Source organism: Pseudophaeobacter sp. TrK17 (assembly GCF_042192375.1).
Lineage (GTDB): Bacteria > Pseudomonadota > Alphaproteobacteria > Rhodobacterales > Rhodobacteraceae > Pseudophaeobacter.
Genome location: NZ_CP071700.1, coordinates 111,962 through 127,554, shown reverse-complemented (window position 1 = coordinate 127,554; position 15,593 = coordinate 111,962). Strand labels below are relative to the sequence as shown.

Annotated in this window: 21 protein-coding genes; 15 read left to right on the top strand and 6 right to left on the bottom strand. The window is 60.8% G+C overall.

What is annotated here, in order from left to right; translation table 11 throughout:
* Positions 1 to 400: 400 nt before the first annotated feature.
* From JZI28_RS00625 to JZI28_RS00605, 5 genes are read left to right on the top strand one after another with little or no spacing between them, the layout of a single operon-like run.
* Complete coding sequence (locus JZI28_RS00625) at positions 401 to 649, top strand: DNA-binding protein (protein WP_048599799.1); 249 nt, start codon at positions 401 to 403, stop codon at positions 647 to 649.
* Positions 646 to 909 (top strand): hypothetical protein, encoded by a 264-nt coding sequence (locus JZI28_RS00620; RefSeq protein WP_375698895.1) that lies wholly within the window; start codon positions 646 to 648, stop codon positions 907 to 909. Before JZI28_RS00625 ends, JZI28_RS00620 begins: the two co-directional genes overlap by 4 nt.
* Positions 906 to 1,301 carry a VRR-NUC domain-containing protein gene (locus JZI28_RS00615; protein ID WP_375698894.1) on the top strand — a complete coding sequence of 132 codons (396 nt, stop codon included), beginning with the start codon at positions 906 to 908 and terminating at the stop codon, positions 1,299 to 1,301. The genes JZI28_RS00620 and JZI28_RS00615 overlap by 4 nt, the downstream gene beginning before the upstream one ends.
* Positions 1,298 to 2,308, top strand: coding sequence for a helix-turn-helix domain-containing protein (locus JZI28_RS00610; protein ID WP_375698893.1), 1,011 nt, complete (start codon positions 1,298 to 1,300; stop codon positions 2,306 to 2,308). The genes JZI28_RS00615 and JZI28_RS00610 overlap by 4 nt, the downstream gene beginning before the upstream one ends.
* A complete protein-coding gene (locus tag JZI28_RS00605) occupies positions 2,305 to 2,979 on the top strand; it encodes a hypothetical protein (RefSeq protein WP_375698892.1) in 675 nt (224 codons plus the stop codon). Before JZI28_RS00610 ends, JZI28_RS00605 begins: the two co-directional genes overlap by 4 nt.
* A gap of 197 nt (positions 2,980 to 3,176) precedes the next feature.
* On the opposite strand, the gene JZI28_RS00600 is transcribed toward JZI28_RS00605, so the two are convergent.
* Both JZI28_RS00600 and JZI28_RS00595 read right to left on the bottom strand, forming a co-directional pair.
* Positions 3,177 to 5,699 (bottom strand): AAA family ATPase, encoded by a 2,523-nt coding sequence (locus JZI28_RS00600; RefSeq protein ID WP_375698890.1) that lies wholly within the window; start codon positions 5,697 to 5,699, stop codon positions 3,177 to 3,179.
* Positions 5,692 to 5,979 carry a hypothetical protein gene (locus JZI28_RS00595; protein WP_375698889.1) on the bottom strand — a complete coding sequence of 96 codons (288 nt, stop codon included), beginning with the start codon at positions 5,977 to 5,979 and terminating at the stop codon, positions 5,692 to 5,694. Before JZI28_RS00595 ends, JZI28_RS00600 begins: the two co-directional genes overlap by 8 nt.
* A 339-nt stretch (positions 5,980 to 6,318) precedes the next feature.
* On the opposite strand from JZI28_RS00595, the gene JZI28_RS00590 reads away from it, so the two are divergent.
* The 4 genes from JZI28_RS00590 (at position 6,319) to JZI28_RS00575 (ending at position 8,923) form a co-directional block, all read left to right on the top strand.
* Positions 6,319 to 6,618: a type II toxin-antitoxin system HigB family toxin gene (locus JZI28_RS00590; protein ID WP_375698888.1), complete on the top strand. Its 300-nt coding sequence runs from the start codon at positions 6,319 to 6,321 to the stop codon at positions 6,616 to 6,618.
* 19 nt (positions 6,619 to 6,637) lie between these two features.
* Positions 6,638 to 7,027: a type II toxin-antitoxin system HigA family antitoxin gene (locus JZI28_RS00585; RefSeq protein ID WP_110280934.1), complete on the top strand. Its 390-nt coding sequence runs from the start codon at positions 6,638 to 6,640 to the stop codon at positions 7,025 to 7,027.
* A 427-nt stretch (positions 7,028 to 7,454) separates the two neighbouring features.
* Positions 7,455 to 8,717, top strand: a complete 1,263-nt coding sequence (locus tag JZI28_RS00580; RefSeq protein ID WP_375698887.1) for a site-specific DNA-methyltransferase — start codon at positions 7,455 to 7,457, stop codon at positions 8,715 to 8,717.
* Positions 8,717 to 8,923, top strand: coding sequence for a hypothetical protein (locus tag JZI28_RS00575; protein ID WP_375698886.1), 207 nt, complete (start codon positions 8,717 to 8,719; stop codon positions 8,921 to 8,923). The genes JZI28_RS00580 and JZI28_RS00575 overlap by 1 nt, the downstream gene beginning before the upstream one ends.
* A 9-nt stretch (positions 8,924 to 8,932) precedes the next feature.
* Here JZI28_RS00575 and JZI28_RS00570 read toward each other — a convergent pair whose 3' ends face one another.
* The 4 genes from JZI28_RS00570 to JZI28_RS00555 all read right to left on the bottom strand — a co-directional run bounded on the left by JZI28_RS00570 (position 8,933) and on the right by JZI28_RS00555 (position 10,519).
* Positions 8,933 to 9,502: a DUF3489 domain-containing protein gene (locus JZI28_RS00570; protein WP_375698885.1), complete on the bottom strand. Its 570-nt coding sequence runs from the start codon at positions 9,500 to 9,502 to the stop codon at positions 8,933 to 8,935.
* A gap of 35 nt (positions 9,503 to 9,537) precedes the next feature.
* A complete protein-coding gene (locus JZI28_RS00565) occupies positions 9,538 to 9,939 on the bottom strand; it encodes a hypothetical protein (protein ID WP_375698884.1) in 402 nt (133 codons plus the stop codon).
* A 111-nt stretch (positions 9,940 to 10,050) separates the two neighbouring features.
* On the bottom strand, positions 10,051 to 10,326 hold the full coding sequence (locus JZI28_RS00560; RefSeq protein WP_375698883.1) for a hypothetical protein: 276 nt from the start codon (positions 10,324 to 10,326) through the stop codon (positions 10,051 to 10,053).
* Positions 10,327 to 10,336: 10 nt separating this feature from the next.
* Positions 10,337 to 10,519 carry a hypothetical protein gene (locus JZI28_RS00555; protein WP_375698882.1) on the bottom strand — a complete coding sequence of 61 codons (183 nt, stop codon included), beginning with the start codon at positions 10,517 to 10,519 and terminating at the stop codon, positions 10,337 to 10,339.
* Positions 10,520 to 10,640: 121 nt separating this feature from the next.
* Here JZI28_RS00555 and JZI28_RS00550 point away from each other — a divergent pair, with 121 nt between their 5' ends.
* Genes JZI28_RS00550 through JZI28_RS00525 form a run of 6 tightly spaced genes read left to right on the top strand, consistent with a single transcriptional unit; the run spans position 10,641 to position 15,593 of the window.
* Positions 10,641 to 11,195 (top strand): hypothetical protein, encoded by a 555-nt coding sequence (locus JZI28_RS00550; RefSeq protein ID WP_375698881.1) that lies wholly within the window; start codon positions 10,641 to 10,643, stop codon positions 11,193 to 11,195.
* A complete protein-coding gene (locus JZI28_RS00545) occupies positions 11,143 to 13,182 on the top strand; it encodes a phage terminase large subunit family protein (protein WP_375698880.1) in 2,040 nt (679 codons plus the stop codon). The genes JZI28_RS00550 and JZI28_RS00545 overlap by 53 nt, the downstream gene beginning before the upstream one ends.
* 3 nt (positions 13,183 to 13,185) lie before the next feature.
* Complete coding sequence (locus JZI28_RS00540; RefSeq protein ID WP_375698879.1) at positions 13,186 to 13,395, top strand: phage head-tail joining protein; 210 nt, start codon at positions 13,186 to 13,188, stop codon at positions 13,393 to 13,395.
* Complete coding sequence (locus tag JZI28_RS00535; protein ID WP_375698878.1) at positions 13,395 to 14,891, top strand: phage portal protein; 1,497 nt, start codon at positions 13,395 to 13,397, stop codon at positions 14,889 to 14,891. Before JZI28_RS00540 ends, JZI28_RS00535 begins: the two co-directional genes overlap by 1 nt.
* A complete protein-coding gene (locus JZI28_RS00530; RefSeq protein WP_375698877.1) occupies positions 14,891 to 15,310 on the top strand; it encodes a hypothetical protein in 420 nt (139 codons plus the stop codon). The genes JZI28_RS00535 and JZI28_RS00530 overlap by 1 nt, the downstream gene beginning before the upstream one ends.
* Positions 15,300 to 15,593 (top strand): hypothetical protein, encoded by a 294-nt coding sequence (locus JZI28_RS00525; RefSeq protein WP_375698876.1) that lies wholly within the window; start codon positions 15,300 to 15,302, stop codon positions 15,591 to 15,593. The genes JZI28_RS00530 and JZI28_RS00525 overlap by 11 nt, the downstream gene beginning before the upstream one ends.

The window sequence follows — 15,593 nt, the reverse complement described above, 5'->3', positions numbered from 1 at the left end:
GTTTCGCGCCCCAAAGTACGCCCCACAGGCCATTTCGTTCCCAGACCAAGCCCTGATTTTGTAAATTCCGTTTAAAATCAATGACCGGCAAGGGTTCGGACCCCTTGCCGGTTGGGCGAATACTTTTGAACGCACGAGAAACCCGCTGAAACACGGCGAAATCTTGTAAATTGGCCGATTTTGGACCGCTGCGACTCTGTATCGGTCAATTTGCGAGGGTTCTGCGCCGTCCTGTGTCACTAACTCGACCGGCGCCAAAACCGTAAAACCTCAATGAAATCAATGACCGGCAGCCATTTGGCGCATCACCGCCGGTCTCCGCCTTCCCGCCACCCTTTCCGCTCTGCGCTTCTGAAGCCCTGAATCCTGCCCGCGTCGGGCCAAACTCAGGAGAACCCAGATGCCAGACCTTGGAACTGCCCCCCGATCCAGTAGCCCTCAGCGCCTGATGAGCGGCTGGATCAGCCGCCTCGACCTCGCCCTTGAACTTGGGGTCACCGTTGAAACCCTGCACCGCTGGGAGAAGATCCGCTTCGGCCCACCCTGCGTGCGCGCCGGTCGCAAGATCTATTACCGCCGTGATGCGGTACAGGAATGGCTGATGCTGCAGGAAGCCCCTGCACCGCGTCGTGCGGGGTCACGCCGATGAGCCTCCCCCTTCCCTTTCGCAAGCCCAGCGCCCGGGACCGTGTCCGTCAGGAGTGGATTGAGGAGCGTCGGCGCGAAGCGCGCATGGTGATCGCCGATATGGTTCACCATTCCGACTATCTCGTTCGCCTCGCCTGCAATGTGTTGGTCCAGCATGGCGAAACCCCAGAGGAGCGCGAGGATGCACGCATCCTGCTTGTCGTCCTCGATGCCAAAACGCCTGGGCGGCTGCCTGCACCAGCTCGGGAGGGCCGCTCATGAAGCGACGCGGAACTCCAGAAGCTGATCTGCAGCGCGCGGTCGTGACCGCGTTGCGCTTTGCGCTCCCCAAGGGCGCCATCATCCATCACTGTGCAAATGAGGTGACTGAGGCAGGCCCGCGTGGGGCCAAGCGGCAGGCGATACTTATCGGCATGGGCGTCCATCCCGGCTTTGCCGACTTGATCATTCTGTGCGACGGTCGCGTGCTGTTCCTCGAGCTGAAGTCCGTCAAAGGTCGGCTTAGCCCAGCGCAGGAGGCATTCCGCGACACGGTGCTGGCCCAGGGCTTTGGCTGGGCGCTTGTGCGATCGCTTGATGACGCGCTGGGCGCACTGGCAGACCACGGGTTCACAACGCGTGTGGCCTCTCCAAATGGGAGGGCCGCGCCATGAGCCATGCCGCCACCAACTGGGCCATTCAGCAGCGCGGGCTAAAGCCCACCACCAAGATTGTGCTTTGGCATCTCTGCGACAGGTTCAACCCGGACTTCGGCTGCTTCCCGTCCCAGGAGCAGCTGGCCCATGACTGCGAGATCAGCCGATCAACGCTCAATGACCACCTCACGCTCCTCGAGAGCGCTGGGCTGATCCGCCGCGTACAGCGGCTAAACCCAGGCACCAAGCGACAAATGCCGACCCGCTACATCTTGGCCTTCGAGCCGGGCTTTACCCAAGATCGCGCGGACCCGGGTCCGGAAACCGGACACGACGTCGAAGCGACATACGCAGACGAAGCCAAGGGTTCTGAAATCACAGCTATTTCTGAGGATAACTCTGTGGATAACCCGCACCCGTGTCCGAAATCCGCACACGGAGCCGTGTCCGATTTTGACCCCGACCCGTGTCCGGAAAATGCCCATTCCCGTGTCCGAAATCCGGACAGTAACCTTGTAAGAGAACCAGTAAGTAAACCAGTAAAGGAGGAGGAGGACGCGCAAACGCGCGAACTCGTCGATGAAGAGTTTTTCGGATCGCTCCTGGCAGCGCTGGGCTTTGACCCTGACGGGCCACTACCTGGCTGGTGGCAGGGTTGGCCACCCCGAGAGCATGTTCGGCGCTGGCAAACGGACCTCGGGCTGACTGAGACGGATATCCTCGAGGCTGCGGAAACCTCTCGCGAGGAACATCCTGAACCACCAGATGGGCCCAAGGGCCTGGATCGCATCATGCAGCGCGCGGCCCAGCGCAAAGCGGATGAGAAATCCCGAGGTCGGCGCAAGGCGCAGAAGCCAACGCAACCGGAACGCCAGCCGATCACCGATCTGCCTGCATTCTACGCCGACTGGGTGCACTCGGAAAAATACCTTCCGCCCAGCGCAATCAGCAACGGCATGCGCGACCAGATGCTCGCCCGCGGCCTTGTCACAAAAGACCAACTTCGCGTGCGGGGCATCCAATGAAACACGATCGCAATCTTCACACCTACTCCCCACGCACCGGTCATGGGCGACCAAAGCGCGTCATGTCCGTGCAGCAGGCGCTGGAATGGGCGTTTCGCACTGAGCACGCGCAGCTAGAACTACCAGAGCCTCCAGACACAGAACGTGGTCAAGGATTTGGCTTCGGCCTCGAATACGTGCTCATGCAGCGGGCAGCGCTGGGCTGCAAAATCGACGGCGGCCAGTACAAGATGGGCACCTACACCCACGAAGATGCCGAAGTGATAGCGGCCACAGTGGCTGGGATGCCCGACAACCTAGGCGGCAAGCGCATGGCTATTCGCGTGGCCGAACTCGCCCGCGCTGGGCTGACACCGGATTGGATGCCAGGGGCTGTGCCGCGCTGTGTCCCTGTGGAAATGAAACGCAACCGGCATGGGGATCATGCAACGACCGTCGTAGTCGGCACCGAGCGCGTGCTGTCGCGCGGGAAGTGGCGGACCGTGGAGGTGCGCGCCTGTCCAGTGATGTTTCGGCCAGATGCCAGGCAGATTGAGGGGGCGAGGCAGGCCTATGGCGAGTGGCGGCAGGCGCTGGTTTGGGTCCGCGATGGGCTCATTTCGGGTGGTATGTTGAGAGAAGTCGATGTGGCAGGCATGACGCCGAAGGCCAAGCCGTGGGAGCTGTATTGAAAACTGTCAATACGGGCGGGAAGCTGACCTTAGCGGCGGTTTCTTCGAACGACCGGTTTGGTGAAGGATCCCGAGGTAGTGGTGAATCGACCTTGGCTCCGCCACCAACCATTCAAATAGAGTATCCCGCCGACCATAATATCATCTTCACAGAGACCCCCCTGCTGAAATCGGCAAGGGCCGGCCCATCCCAAGGTTCATTCTTTTGCAATTGGGCCAGCACCGCCTGTGGAGGCGACATCCACATGTTCAGCAGGCACTCTGAAGGCGAACTGCATTTCGCACTTGTGGTGTGCGCACACTGGTTTGCTTAGGCCGAACGGACGCTTATACTTCGTGCGCCCGCAGACGCATTCAAACTGCTTGCGGAAATACTTGAATTCGTCCCATCTGGCTTGTTCGTCCCCGATCGAGCCGTCTCCATAGGGCCCGTCCTGAAAGTGGCTGCCGAAATTCTCTATCTCGCCCTTAATGAGGCTGTTGATAAAGCGGTTATTGACGCCCGGCACATTAGGGGGAGTTAGTTTGAGGTCGCTGAGGAACCCGCCAATCGCCGCTGCCAGCTCCGAGCGCTCATAGGAGTAGGCCTTTTCGAGCTGTCGTATCCGGACATTGACGCCAAACCCACGCGCAATGCTGAGAAGCCATTCCTCCTCGGCCTGACGCATCTCGTTTGCTGCGGAATTTCCGTCGGCCCAGCGGTCGGCGATCATCTCATCACTAACCCTGTGATCGGCGAATTGCGGCCCGGACGCCGGGTCCAGTCTAATGATGCGGGTGAACTGCCAATCTTTCTCTGAGAGCTGATCCTTCAGGTGATTGAAGAAACGCTCGTCATGGGTGACAAGTATGATCTGGCCGCCTGTGAACATCTTCGCGAGCATCGCACCGATCGCGCGCCGATGATCGGCATCATAGGATGTTACGATATCGTCCAATGCGATCATTGGTGCAGCGCTGTTGAATTGCTTGATTGCCGCGAGGCGAAGCGCGAGCGCAACCGAGTGAATTTGGGAGTCGCTCAAATAGCCGCCCGGCGCAACGCTTTGACGGTTCTTCGCGAAATCGATCACCAAATGCATTCGTTGTTGGTTGCTATCGTCCTCGGGGGGCAGCTCCAGTCGGATCGGCTTGGCGCTGCCGCCCTGGATCTCCTGATAGATGCCGTTCATCGGCGCCTGAAGTGTGTCGAGCAGCGACTGAACCTTGTCGCGGATTTTGCCGGAAACGAGCGTGGCTTGCGCGATGAGTGCCTCATGCAGTGCCGACAGTTCCTTGGTCGTACGTATCGCCTGGGCCATCTCCTGTTGAAGCTCGAACAAACGGTCGATACGTGCCTTGGCATTGGCCCAAGTGTGCTCGCCCTGTTTTGCCTCGATGTCCGCAATCTCTTGGTCGAGATCGGCCAGACGGCACTCCAGGTCGGCGACAATAGTGGCTGACTCTGGCGCATCGGAGGCTGGCCATTTGGCAACGTCGGCCTGATAGCCAATTAGCGCAGATTTAGAGCCGGTGCCGTCATCGTCGGGCAGATGCTCGATCATGGCGGGAAGACGCGCAACGAGTTTTTGGTGCGCCTGAACAGCGGCGGTCTCAGCGGCGTCGAGTGCAGTCTTTGCCCTATCGTAGCTTTGCAGGTCTTCGAGGTGGTTTTTTAATAGATCACGGATCTCGGGCACGCTCCCAGCAGCGGTGTCACCGATCGCCGTGGCGCATACAGGGCATGCGTCAGGCGCAGTTGCGTCGTCGCCAAATAGCTTCTCGGCTTCTCTCCACACCGATCGGAAAACGATGTCGGCCGCTTTGTCTCGTTCGTCGGCCTCTGTTGAACTGGCATCGGCTAAAATTATGAGCGCCTCATTGAACGCAGCGATAGCGCCGGAAAGCTCCGCTTCGTCGCCATCCTCAGGGACGATCTTCCGCCATAGCGCTATAACCGAATTACGGATCTGTTTCAGCCCAGTGAGGCCTAACCGCTTTTCCTCGGCCTCGACACGTTTGACGACCTCGAGATAGCCCTCGTCTTCGGAATCCAGCGCTGTCAGCGTCACTTCAGTATCGAGTGGTGCGGTGACGCTTCCGTTGATGAAAGCAAGGACGGCGTCGTCGTCCCATGCCTGAACGGCGTGGTCGCTTTCGGTCCGCAACAGCTTGGCAATGCGATCTTGTTCCTCGGAGCTTTCGGCAGCGGCCTTCACATCGCGGCGCAGGAGGCGAAGGTTTCTCTGAACATCTACCAACGGCGAAAGCTGGAGCCAGTCGGCTACGTCTTTGTAGCGATCTTCGGGACTATGAGACTCAACAAAGTTGCGCAGCGCGTAGCCGCGAATGATTGGGGGCACAACGAAACCAGCCTTCATCGCGGCCGCAGCCGGGTGCATCGGGCGGGAACTGCCTGCAGCGACACGACTGCCCTCGGCCTTCGTCTTGCCAGTGATCGTCGTGAACTTGACCTTGGGCTCGATGCCAGATTCCTGCGCATCGTGGTGCATGAGCGCGGCCGGTCCGGCCCGGTTGTCGCGAGCCCGCTGCCCGAGCCGTTCGAGGGTGCCCTGTTCGGAGAATAGGTATTCGAGCGCGTCGATGACGCTCGACTTGCCCAGACCGTTCGGCGCGAAGATTGCCAAGCAGGGCTTTTTGCTTAAATCGAAGGTCTTGGGCTGAAGATATGCACGAAAGCCCTCCAGAGTCAGCGAGTGCAAGAAAGTGGGATCAGGCATCGCTCTGCTCCTCGTCTGGAGCCGCGCGCTTCGACGCAATTAAGACGATCGCGGCCTTCGCATTGGCCACTGCATCAGCATGCGGAGTGGCAGTAAGCAGGTGATCAGAAAGAATGCTGGCAAGGTCGGCGTCGACATCAGCCGAAGCCTTAAGGTCCTTCGATACGCCAGCCAGAAAAACTTCAGGCGTCTCCACTGGTTCGACTTCTGGCTGCCCGAGTTCCATTGGCATACCCAGCGCTGTCGTATCTCCCTGCGCTCCCGTTTCGTCCTCTTCCACAAAACCCCCTTCACATACTCCAAGATTCGAAACAGCGAAATGCTCGGCTGCCGCGTCCGTATAAAACGAGATCAGAGTAGCACAGAAGATCTCAAAAACGCGATGGGCATGGGGACGTTTTCTGGGAGACTATCGAACGGCAGCTGAGGGCCGATTGTGAATGAGGCCAAGATAGTTCTCACCAGATCGCGTCGTCTCTTCCGCAAAGCAATGACTGATGATGCCCAATGCCCCTTCAGTCATGTCGTCATAGCTCCTGCACTCCAAACACACTTGACAAGTTCCCAATTTGGTAACATATGAGGGGATGTTCTCATACAGGGAACACGATGAGGTGGCATGCGGATCCTGTCGAGACGAACACTTGTTGAGTACTGGACCAAGCATGCGGCGGCGAAAGCCCCGCTGCTGTTCTGGTACGCTGAGGTCGAGCGGGCCCAATGGGAGCGCCCGCAGGACGTGAAGGACATGTTCGGTGGGTCGGTGGACTTCGTTGGAGACAGCAGGATCGTGTTCGACATCGGCGGCAACAAGTTTCGGCTGGTCGCCCGTGTTGTGTACGGCCCGTATTACCGTGTGATGATCAAATTCGTGGGTACCCACGCAGAATATGACAAGATTGACGTAACCAAGATCTAAGTAAACCAGGAAGAAACAAATGGAACTCCGCGCCATTCGAACCGATGAAGATCTGGATTGGGCACTTGCGGAAATCGAACAATACTTCGATGCACCGCCTGCGCCTGGAACAGAGGAAGCTGATCGCTTCGACATCCTGACCGATCTCATCGAAGCCTACGAGAACCGTGAATACCCCATCGAAGCGCTCGATCCTATTGAGACGCTCAAGGTCTTCATGGACATCAAAAAGAAGAAACAGAGTGATCTGGCAGAGCTGGTGGGCGGCAAGCCACGCGCCTCCGAGATTATGAACCGCAAGCGTCCGCTCACACTGCGCATGATCCAGAAGATCAACACCAGCTGGAAAATCCCAGCGGCCTCTCTGATCGCACCCTATCACCTCGAGGCTAACGGCGAGGGGGCCTGACCCCCCTCCCATGGTTCCTCCCCGGGCCTTTGCGTATACGGGGGGGCTAAGCGCGCAAGTTTCCTAGCGTCTGGCCTTTTCACCGGGGAATCCACCTGGAAGCCAGCACGCTGGCAATGCGCCAAAACCTGACTCATTATCAAAGGGTTACGCGCTTCGATGGCCTTGCAGGTGGATTCCATCGAGGAATCCAAGGAAGCCACCTTTCGTGGATTCCACCCGTCCCCTTAAGAAGCCTTTGATTCAAAACAGAAAACGGATTGACATTTCTAGCCCCCTTGACCTATCGAAGAAACATCGAAGATTTGCGCCCGGAGGAGACCCTCGTGGGCGCTTTTGTTTTTCTGGCACCGCGATCGCTGACACGCCCATGCATTTGGAGCTGGCTTCAGCATGCCTTGCCTGCAGCCAGTGAGCGTCCCGCCCCATGGATCTTGTCTTTGCACCGCGCCAGATCGAGCTCTGGCCGATCGAGAAGCTGCGCCCTTATGCCAAGAACGCGAAGATCCATGGCGAGGCCCAGGTTGCGAAGATTGCGGCCAGCATGGCGAAGTTCGGCTGGACCGTCCCGTGCCTGGTGGCCGACGACGGCGAGTTGATTGCCGGCCATGGGCGCGTGCTGGCAGCCGGCGCGCTGGGCCTGACCGAGGCCCCTGTCATCAGGCTTGGCCATCTAGATGAAGCGGAACGGCGCGCCTATCGGATCGCCGACAACAAGCTGACCGAGCTCGCCGAATGGGACGAGGCGATGCTGCGTGACGAGATCGCAGGGCTCTTGGCGGAAGACTTCGACCTCGATCTGCTGGGCTTCTCAGATGAGGATCTGGATGCCCTGCTGCAGGATCCAGAGACGGTGAGCGACGATGGGGCCGTTGAGGGCGAGGATGATATCCCGGAGCCGCCGGTTAACCCGGTGTCGGTGGCAGGCGACCTTTGGCAGCTAGGGTCGCATCGGCTGATCTGCGGTGACAGCACCAGCGCCGATGTGGTCGGGCGCCTACTGGGCAGCGTCAAACCATTGCTGATGGTGACTGACCCACCCTACGGCGTGGAATACGACCCGTCTTGGCGCAACCAAGCGGGCGCGGCCAAGACGAAACGCACAGGCAAGGTCCTGAACGACGACCGCGCTGATTGGCGCGAGGCCTGGTCCCTCTTTCCCGGTGATGTGGCCTATATTTGGCATGGCGCGCTGCACGCAGCGACTGTGGCCGACAGCCTGATCGCCGCGGGCTTCGCCATCCGCTCCCAGATCATCTGGGCAAAGGACAGGCTGGTGCTCAGCCGCGGCGACTATCACTGGCAGCATGAGCCCTGCTGGTATGCGGTGCGGGCCAAGGGCAAGGGCCATTGGGCCGGCGATCGCAAGCAGACAACGCTCTGGCAAATCGCAAACAAGGACCAAGATGCCGAAACCGTACACGGCACGCAAAAACCGGTCGAATGCATGCGCCGCCCGATCCTTAACAACTCCAGCCCCGGCCAAGCAGTCTATGAACCGTTCATGGGATCGGGCACCACGCTGATCGCGGCTGAGACCACCGGGCGCATTTGCTACGGGGTAGAGCTGAACCCGGTTTACGTCGATGTCGCTATCGAGCGCTGGCAAGCCTTCACCGGCGAGGAGGCAGTTCTGGCAGACAGCGGGGAGAGTTTCGCCAGCCTCAAGTCCAAGCGCCTGGCAGCGTGATGCAGTCACGACGCCAATCGCTGATCGAGGCGATCACCAATGTCGCGGTGGGCTATGCGCTGGCCGTGCTGACGCAGATCGTGGTGTTTCCGTGGTTCGGGTTGAAAGTAAGCCTGAACGAAAACCTCGCGATCGGCGCGATGTTCGTGATGATCTCGCTTCTGCGCAGCTATGCGCTGCGCCGGCTGTTCGAGCGCTGGCGATGACTGGCGGAATCAGGCCGCGTCCAATTTGTAAACAGTGCCGCGCTCGGGGTGTTTCTCAGAAGTGATTGGCAGGCCAAGCTTCTTCTTGAGCGCACCAGAGATTGCGCCTCTCGCCGTATGTGCTTGCCAAGATGTCGCCTCAACGATCTCGGTGATCGAGGCACCTTCGGGGCGCTGCAGCATTTCGATCAACAGGGCCTGCTTGGTACCTTGCCGGATAGAAACCAGCTTGGGGCCTTCACTTGCGCCAGCGGCCACTTCCTTAGATTTGGCCGCTGGCCGAGCCTTGCGGATATTGCTGACCGTGCTCGCGACAACCGGATCAATGCCGATGGCATCAAGTCCGGCCTCAGTTGCGATCAAGGTCGTGCCATGACCATCACCGGTCTCACGCCAGAGTGGTTCGCGACGACGGAGATTGGCATTAACCTCTTCAAGCCAGCCGCGCTCGATCATCTTGGTGACGGTCATCTTGGCCGCAGCGCCAGCCAGCCCGTCGGGCAGAGGCATGGCCAAGTTGCCGGGGCGGGATGCGGCGCGCGTGAGTATAATGGTTTGTGTATCGGTGAGTTTGGGCATCGTTTGCTCCTTTTCAAAAAGTGTCGTGAAGCAGGTCAGTGGGCATCATCCATCGCGGCAGTGACCGCGAAGTGCTGCACCCAACCGGTTAGGTAAGACAGCCCAGCAGGGATGCCGTGCTCACGTTCGGTCTTGCGATCGATGCGCCAGCCCTGCCAGCGGCGGATCGCGGAGGCGATGGCGGCTTCGAGCCCAATGCCACAGCCGGTCATGTTGCCAACGACATCGTCGGCGAAGTGGCGGCCCATGCGACTGTCGAGAAAGTCGCGGATGCCGATGATCTCGTCCTCACTGTCGGCATGGATGGCTTCAGCGATCAGGCGAGAAGCAAGGCTCCAGACCTCCGAGCTGCGGCGGTCGCGCTGAGGGCAGACGGTCAGCGTGCGAAAGAAGCCGTAATCCTCATTGCGGCTGGGCGGGATGGGGTGTGTGGTCATGGCGTGGGCCTTTCAGGTGAGTTGCATCGTTTTGGTGCAATCACAATCGCTCTGAAGAGCCGATTAACGTAGCAAAATCAGAGCACTATAATTGCTATCTGATCACTGCGCTTAATCCGTCGCATCGATCCAATGCCCGTCCTGCCAGAGGTAGAGATGGGACAATTCACAGGTCGGCCGCGAGAGGAACCGGGGCGGCCGAGGCGGGTTGAAACAATCCAGCGCCTCGGCGCTGACCTGCCGGATTTCCCTTGCGGCAAGGATGTCTTCGGGCGTCCACGCGGCTAGCGCGGTAAGCATGTGCGCGGGGTAGCCATCGTAATGGACATATACATGCGCCCATTCTTCGGGCCCGGTCTGGATAGCGATCTGTGCGCGGGTGCTCATAGGATCGCCCTCATTTCTGCTGCGCAATCAGCGCGAGGAGGACCGCCGCCATGCCGCCCAGGTATTCGCTGCGGTGGAACACGATCTCGTCGATGAGGCCGGCGTTGTCGATCGCGGGGTCAACCACGAGATCGTCTGCCATGTGCGGCATGAGGCGTTTGGCTTCTGCGTTGTAGCGGGTGGCAAGGGTCATCTGTGCTTCTCCAATCAGGCAATTTGCTTGATGTGAGAATCGCTCTAAGCGGAAGTGTAATCAACTCAAATAGGCAGATATTTCTATTTATTTTCAATATATTGAGGCCGATCTAGCCGCCATGGAAGGTATGTCTGAACGCGCCTATGCCGAGCATGCCGGGATCTCACGCGGGGCCGTGCAGAAGGCGCGCAAGACCGGTCGGCTGGTGCTTTTTGCAGACGGGTCCATCAACGCAGTGGCGTCCGATGCGCGGCGCGGTTCAGCGACCGATCCGGATCAACAGATGCGCTCTCGCGGTGGCCTCAGTGCAGTAGGTGACGGGCCTGCAGTCTCCGGCCCGGGCAACAGCACGTCCTATATCAAGGCGCGCACCGCACTTACCGTCTATCAGGCTCAGGAACGGCAGCTGTCGATCCAGAAGAAAAAGGGCGTGCTGGTCGATCGCGCGCGCGCCGAGACCTTGGTGTTTCGCCTTGCGCGCCAAGAGCGGGATCTTTGGGTCACCTGGCCCACACGCGTGGCGGCGCTGATGGCCGCACAATTGTCCGCAGATATGGAGAAGGCATCCGGCAAGGCGGTGACGATCGAGACTGCGATCTTGCAGAGGGTGTTGGAAACCCATGTCCGAGAGCAGCTCGACGCCCTGGCCGACCTCAGGGTCTCGCTTGAATGATGAGGAGAACACATCTGATCTGACCGAGGGCCTTGATCTCGCCTTTGATGGCGCAGAGGATATCCTGCGCGCATGGCGCCGTGGGATGCGGCCCGACCCTGACCTGACCGTATCCGAATGGGCAGATAAGCATCGCAAGCTGTCATCGCGTGCCTCGGCTGAACCCGGACAATACAGAACAGCCCGAACGCCATATCTGCGCGCCATTATGGATGCGCTGTCGCCAAACCACCCAGCACAGCGGATCAGCTTCATGAAGGCCGCCCAAGTCGGGGCTACCGAGGCAGGGAACAACTGGATCGGCTTCGTGATCCATCACGCGCCCGGCCCCATGCTGGCGGTGCTGCCCACCGTGGAGATGGCAAAGCGCACCTCGCGTGGGCGGATCGATCCGCTGATCGAGGACAGCCCAGCGCTAAAAGAACGCGTGCAGCCCGCGCGCTCGCGGGATGCGGGCAACTCAATGCTGTCAAAGGAATTCCCAGGCGGCATTCTGGTGCTGACCGGTGCGAACAGCGCGACGGGCCTGCGCTCGATGCCCGCACGCTACGTGTTTCTGGATGAGGTCGATGCCTATCCGGCCTCGTCCGACGAAGAAGGCGATCCGGTCACGTTGGCCGAGGCGCGCACCACGACCTTCGCGCACAGGCGTAAGGTGTTCATGGTCTCGACACCCACGATACGGGGGCTCTCGCGCATTGAGCGAGAGTTCGAGGCCAGCGATCAGCGGCGCTATTTCGTGCCATGTCCTCATTGCGACCATATGCAATGGCTGCAATTCGAACGCCTGCGCTGGGATAAGGGACGACCGGAAACCGCGGCCTATGCCTGCGAGGGCTGCGAGCGCCCTATCGCCGAGCACCACAAGACGGACATGCTGGCGCGAGGTGAATGGAGGGCCACCGCGACCAGCGCGGATCCCAACGCCATCGGGTTCCACCTCTCGGCCCTCTATTCGCCGATAGGCTGGAAAAGCTGGGAGCAAATCGCACGGGATTGGCTGGCAGCGCAGGGCTCGGACGAAATGCTACGCGCGGCGCGCAACACGCTCTTGGGCGAGACCTGGGTTGAAAGCGGCGACGCGCCGGAATGGCGTCGGCTGGCGGATCGGCGCGAGGCTTATGCGGCGCAGATCCCTATGGGTGGTCTGTTCCTGACCGCGGGGGCCGATGTGCAGAAGGACCGCATCGAGGTCGATGTCTGGGCTTGGGGCCGAGGTCTGGAAAGCTGGCTCGTCGATCACATCGTGATCCCGGGCGGGCCAGATGACCCGGCCTGCTGGGAGAGGCTGACCGCCCTCTTAGGCCAGACATGGCAACATGAGAACGGCGTCGTGATGCCGCTCGCCAAGCTGGCGATCGATACCGGCTACGAAACCTCCGCCGTCTACGCCTGGGCGCGGGCACAGGGTATTGCGCAGGTGGCACCCGTGAAGGGGCTCGAAGGCTTCAACCGTGCGACACCTGTTTCGGGCCCGACCTTCGTCGATGCGACCGTGAATGGGCGGAAGCTCAAGCGCGGAGCACGGCTTTGGACAGTGGCGACGGCCACCTTCAAGGCGGAGACCTATCGCTATCTGCGCCTTGAGCGACCGTCCGATGAGGATCGCGCGCTGGGCGTGCCCAACCCGGCGGGCACCATCCACCTGCCCGACTGGACGGACAGCGAATGGCTCAAGCAGCTGGTGGCCGAACAGCTGGTCACCATCCGCGACCGGCGCGGTTACGGCCGCCAGGAATGGCAAAAGATGCGCGAGAGGAACGAGGCGCTGGACACAAGGGTCTATGCGCGGGCCGCCGCGTGGATCCTCGGCGCCGACCGCTTTGATGAACGGATGTGGCGCCAGTTGGAGAAGCAGGCCGGTGTGGAGACGGCTGTGCCAGCGCAGGGTGCCGAGCCCGAGAAACCGACTGAACCTCAGGCGGGGCGGATCGCATCGCCCCGGCGGCGCGGCTGGAAGATCAGCACGCCCAAATACATGGAATGATGAATGACCCTCGACGAGCTAAAACTCCGGCACAGCGCGCTCTTGGCCGCGCGCTACAGCGGCACACGGTCTGTGAGCTATGACGGCAAGACGGTGAATTATGGCACCGACGCCGAGCTTGCCGCGGCCATAGGTGATGTCGAACGGCGCATCGCGAAACTCGAACGCGGCGCTGGGCGCGTGTTGCGCCCAAATGCCGTGAAGGATCTCTGATGAACTGGCGACAGCGCCTTGGGGCCTTCATAGGTGGCTTCGATGCTGGCCAGCATCATCGCCGCCTGCGTGGGTTCCAAGCGACACGCGCGCATGTGAATGCCTTGATTGCGGCCTCCGGGCCCGACATCACCGCCCGTGCCCGCTGGCTCGTGCGCAACAATGGCTATGCCGTGAACGCGGTGGAAAGCTGGGCGGCCAATACGGTGGGCGACGGGATCAAGCCTATCTCGAAGCTGGCGGATGCCGCCCAAAAGGAAGAGCTGCAGCGGCTCTGGTTCGCCTGGACGGATGAGGCCGATGCCGAGGGCTTGACGGATTTCTACGGGCTTCAGCGGCGAGCGGCGCGTGAGGTGTTCCTGGCAGGCGAAGTCTTTGTTCGGATCAGGCCGCGGCGGGTGGAGGACGGCCTCACGGTACCGCTCCAACTCCAGATGCTGCCCTCGGAAATGCTGCCGCTTCATGAAACGGGCGTGGCGCGCAACGGTAATGCCATCCGGCAGGGCATCGAGTTTGACCGGATCGGGCGCCGTGTGGCCTATCACTTCTTCCGCCGCCATCCGAGCGACAGCACCGATCCGGGGCTCTCTGGAGAGATTGTCAGGGTGCCCGCCTCGGAGGTCATCCACGTCATCGACCCAGTGGAGGGTGGTCAGCTGCGCGGCGTCTCGAAACTGGCGCCCGCCATCGTGAAGCTGTTCCTGCTCGACCAATATGACGATGCCGAGCTCGACCGCAAAAAGGTCGCCGCGATGTACGCGATGTTCGTGACCTCGCCCGCCCCGGAGAACCCGCTCGCGCCCTTGGACGATGAAGAGATGCCCGCAGGCGTCGAGATCAGCCCCGGTCAAATCGTGCGACTGGATCCCGGCGAGGATGTGACCGTCGGCCAGCCCGCCGATAGCGGGGCAACCTACGAGCCTTTCCAGTACCGGACGCTACTGCAGATCTCGGCAGCGTTAGGCATCCCGTACCCCTATCTCGCGAATGACATGGTGAAGGGGAACTTCTCCAACTCGCGCCTGGCGCTGATCGAGTTCCGCCGCCGCGTCTCCGCCTGGCAGCATTCGGTGATGGTCTACCAGCTCTGCCGCCCGGTCTATGCGCGCTGGCTCGATCTGGCCGTTCTGTCCGGCACGCTGGCCCTGCCGGGCTATGAAGCTGAACGCCCGCGGATGCTGGCAGCAGATTGGTTGCCCACCAAATGGGATTGGGTCGACCCACTGAAAGACGCCAATGCCGAAATCGCCCAGATCGAGGCGGGCCTGAAATCCCGAACGCAGGCCATCGCCGAACGCGGCTATGACGCGGAGCAAGTTGATCGGGAAATCGCATCCGAGCGGGAACGCGAACGTGCACTGGGCCTTGATTTCCGCCGGCCAGGATCGCCCGCGCAAGGCGTGCAGGCGGTTCCTATCGAGGACGATGAGGCCGAGCCAAACAATGAGACCGATGACGCGGAAGACCGCTCGCGCCCTGACGAGGACCAAGCCTGATGCTCCATGCCCGCATTGCCGCACGCGCTTTCAACACTCCGCTGCTGGTTGAACCCACCAAGGCCATGGCGTTCCTGTCGGGGCTCGGGCCGCGCATACTGGGGCGGCAGGTGGAACTAGCGGAGGGCGGCGACGCGTCAGATGGCGCTGCCAGTCTCCCCGCTCGCGCCAGCATTCTGGCCGGGAACCTCACCGAGCGACTGCAGCAACATGGCGATGCACCCTATGCAGTCGAGCCACGCACGGGCTCCATGCTCGTCTTCGAGGGCCACTTGCCCCATGACAGCACCTATTTCGAGGGCGACGAACGGATGTGCATCCCCGTCCTTTGCTCCCTCGATCTACCCAATTCTCACTGCAAGGCCGGTCTCTCTGAGATCCTGGCCCATCAGGCGCAAGGAGGCTGCCATGGCCTATAAGGTCGGAACCACCATCGTGATTGACGACAGCGGAAACGTGGATTGGTCGCGTATCGCCAACAAGCCGGCGATTGGAACCGGGGACATCACGGGCGTGACGGTGAGCAATACCACGCCAACCTCAGGCCAAAGTCTATTTGGCTTGCTCTACCAAAGCTGTGGAGGGGGTGCTTGCACATCCAACTGCTATGTTGGCTCGCTTTCCGGCGGCGGCAGCAGCGGAGCAGTGACCATAACAGCGAACCGCCAATATTATAACTGCAACTGCAATTGCCGGTGCTGA

Bases quoted from the DNA above. Each gene is read 5' to 3' on its own strand.
- JZI28_RS00625 (WP_048599799.1), top strand. From the start codon at position 401: ATGCCAGACCTTGGAACTGCCCCCCGATCCAGTAGCCCTCAGCGCCTG.
- JZI28_RS00620 (WP_375698895.1), top strand. From the start codon at position 646: ATGAGCCTCCCCCTTCCCTTTCGCAAGCCCAGCGCCCGGGACCGTGTC.
- JZI28_RS00615 (WP_375698894.1), top strand. From the start codon at position 906: ATGAAGCGACGCGGAACTCCAGAAGCTGATCTGCAGCGCGCGGTCGTG.
- JZI28_RS00610 (WP_375698893.1), top strand. From the start codon at position 1,298: ATGAGCCATGCCGCCACCAACTGGGCCATTCAGCAGCGCGGGCTAAAG.
- JZI28_RS00605 (WP_375698892.1), top strand. From the start codon at position 2,305: ATGAAACACGATCGCAATCTTCACACCTACTCCCCACGCACCGGTCAT.
- JZI28_RS00600 (WP_375698890.1), bottom strand. From the start codon at position 5,699: ATGCCTGATCCCACTTTCTTGCACTCGCTGACTCTGGAGGGCTTTCGT.
- JZI28_RS00590 (WP_375698888.1), top strand. From the start codon at position 6,319: ATGCGGATCCTGTCGAGACGAACACTTGTTGAGTACTGGACCAAGCAT.
- JZI28_RS00585 (WP_110280934.1), top strand. From the start codon at position 6,638: ATGGAACTCCGCGCCATTCGAACCGATGAAGATCTGGATTGGGCACTT.
- JZI28_RS00580 (WP_375698887.1), top strand. From the start codon at position 7,455: ATGGATCTTGTCTTTGCACCGCGCCAGATCGAGCTCTGGCCGATCGAG.
- JZI28_RS00575 (WP_375698886.1), top strand. From the start codon at position 8,717: ATGCAGTCACGACGCCAATCGCTGATCGAGGCGATCACCAATGTCGCG.
- JZI28_RS00570 (WP_375698885.1), bottom strand. From the start codon at position 9,502: ATGCCCAAACTCACCGATACACAAACCATTATACTCACGCGCGCCGCA.
- JZI28_RS00565 (WP_375698884.1), bottom strand. From the start codon at position 9,939: ATGACCACACACCCCATCCCGCCCAGCCGCAATGAGGATTACGGCTTC.
- JZI28_RS00560 (WP_375698883.1), bottom strand. From the start codon at position 10,326: ATGAGCACCCGCGCACAGATCGCTATCCAGACCGGGCCCGAAGAATGG.
- JZI28_RS00555 (WP_375698882.1), bottom strand. From the start codon at position 10,519: ATGACCCTTGCCACCCGCTACAACGCAGAAGCCAAACGCCTCATGCCG.
- JZI28_RS00550 (WP_375698881.1), top strand. From the start codon at position 10,641: ATGGAAGGTATGTCTGAACGCGCCTATGCCGAGCATGCCGGGATCTCA.
- JZI28_RS00545 (WP_375698880.1), top strand. From the start codon at position 11,143: ATGTCCGAGAGCAGCTCGACGCCCTGGCCGACCTCAGGGTCTCGCTTG.
- JZI28_RS00540 (WP_375698879.1), top strand. From the start codon at position 13,186: ATGACCCTCGACGAGCTAAAACTCCGGCACAGCGCGCTCTTGGCCGCG.
- JZI28_RS00535 (WP_375698878.1), top strand. From the start codon at position 13,395: ATGAACTGGCGACAGCGCCTTGGGGCCTTCATAGGTGGCTTCGATGCT.
- JZI28_RS00530 (WP_375698877.1), top strand. From the start codon at position 14,891: ATGCTCCATGCCCGCATTGCCGCACGCGCTTTCAACACTCCGCTGCTG.
- JZI28_RS00525 (WP_375698876.1), top strand. From the start codon at position 15,300: ATGGCCTATAAGGTCGGAACCACCATCGTGATTGACGACAGCGGAAAC.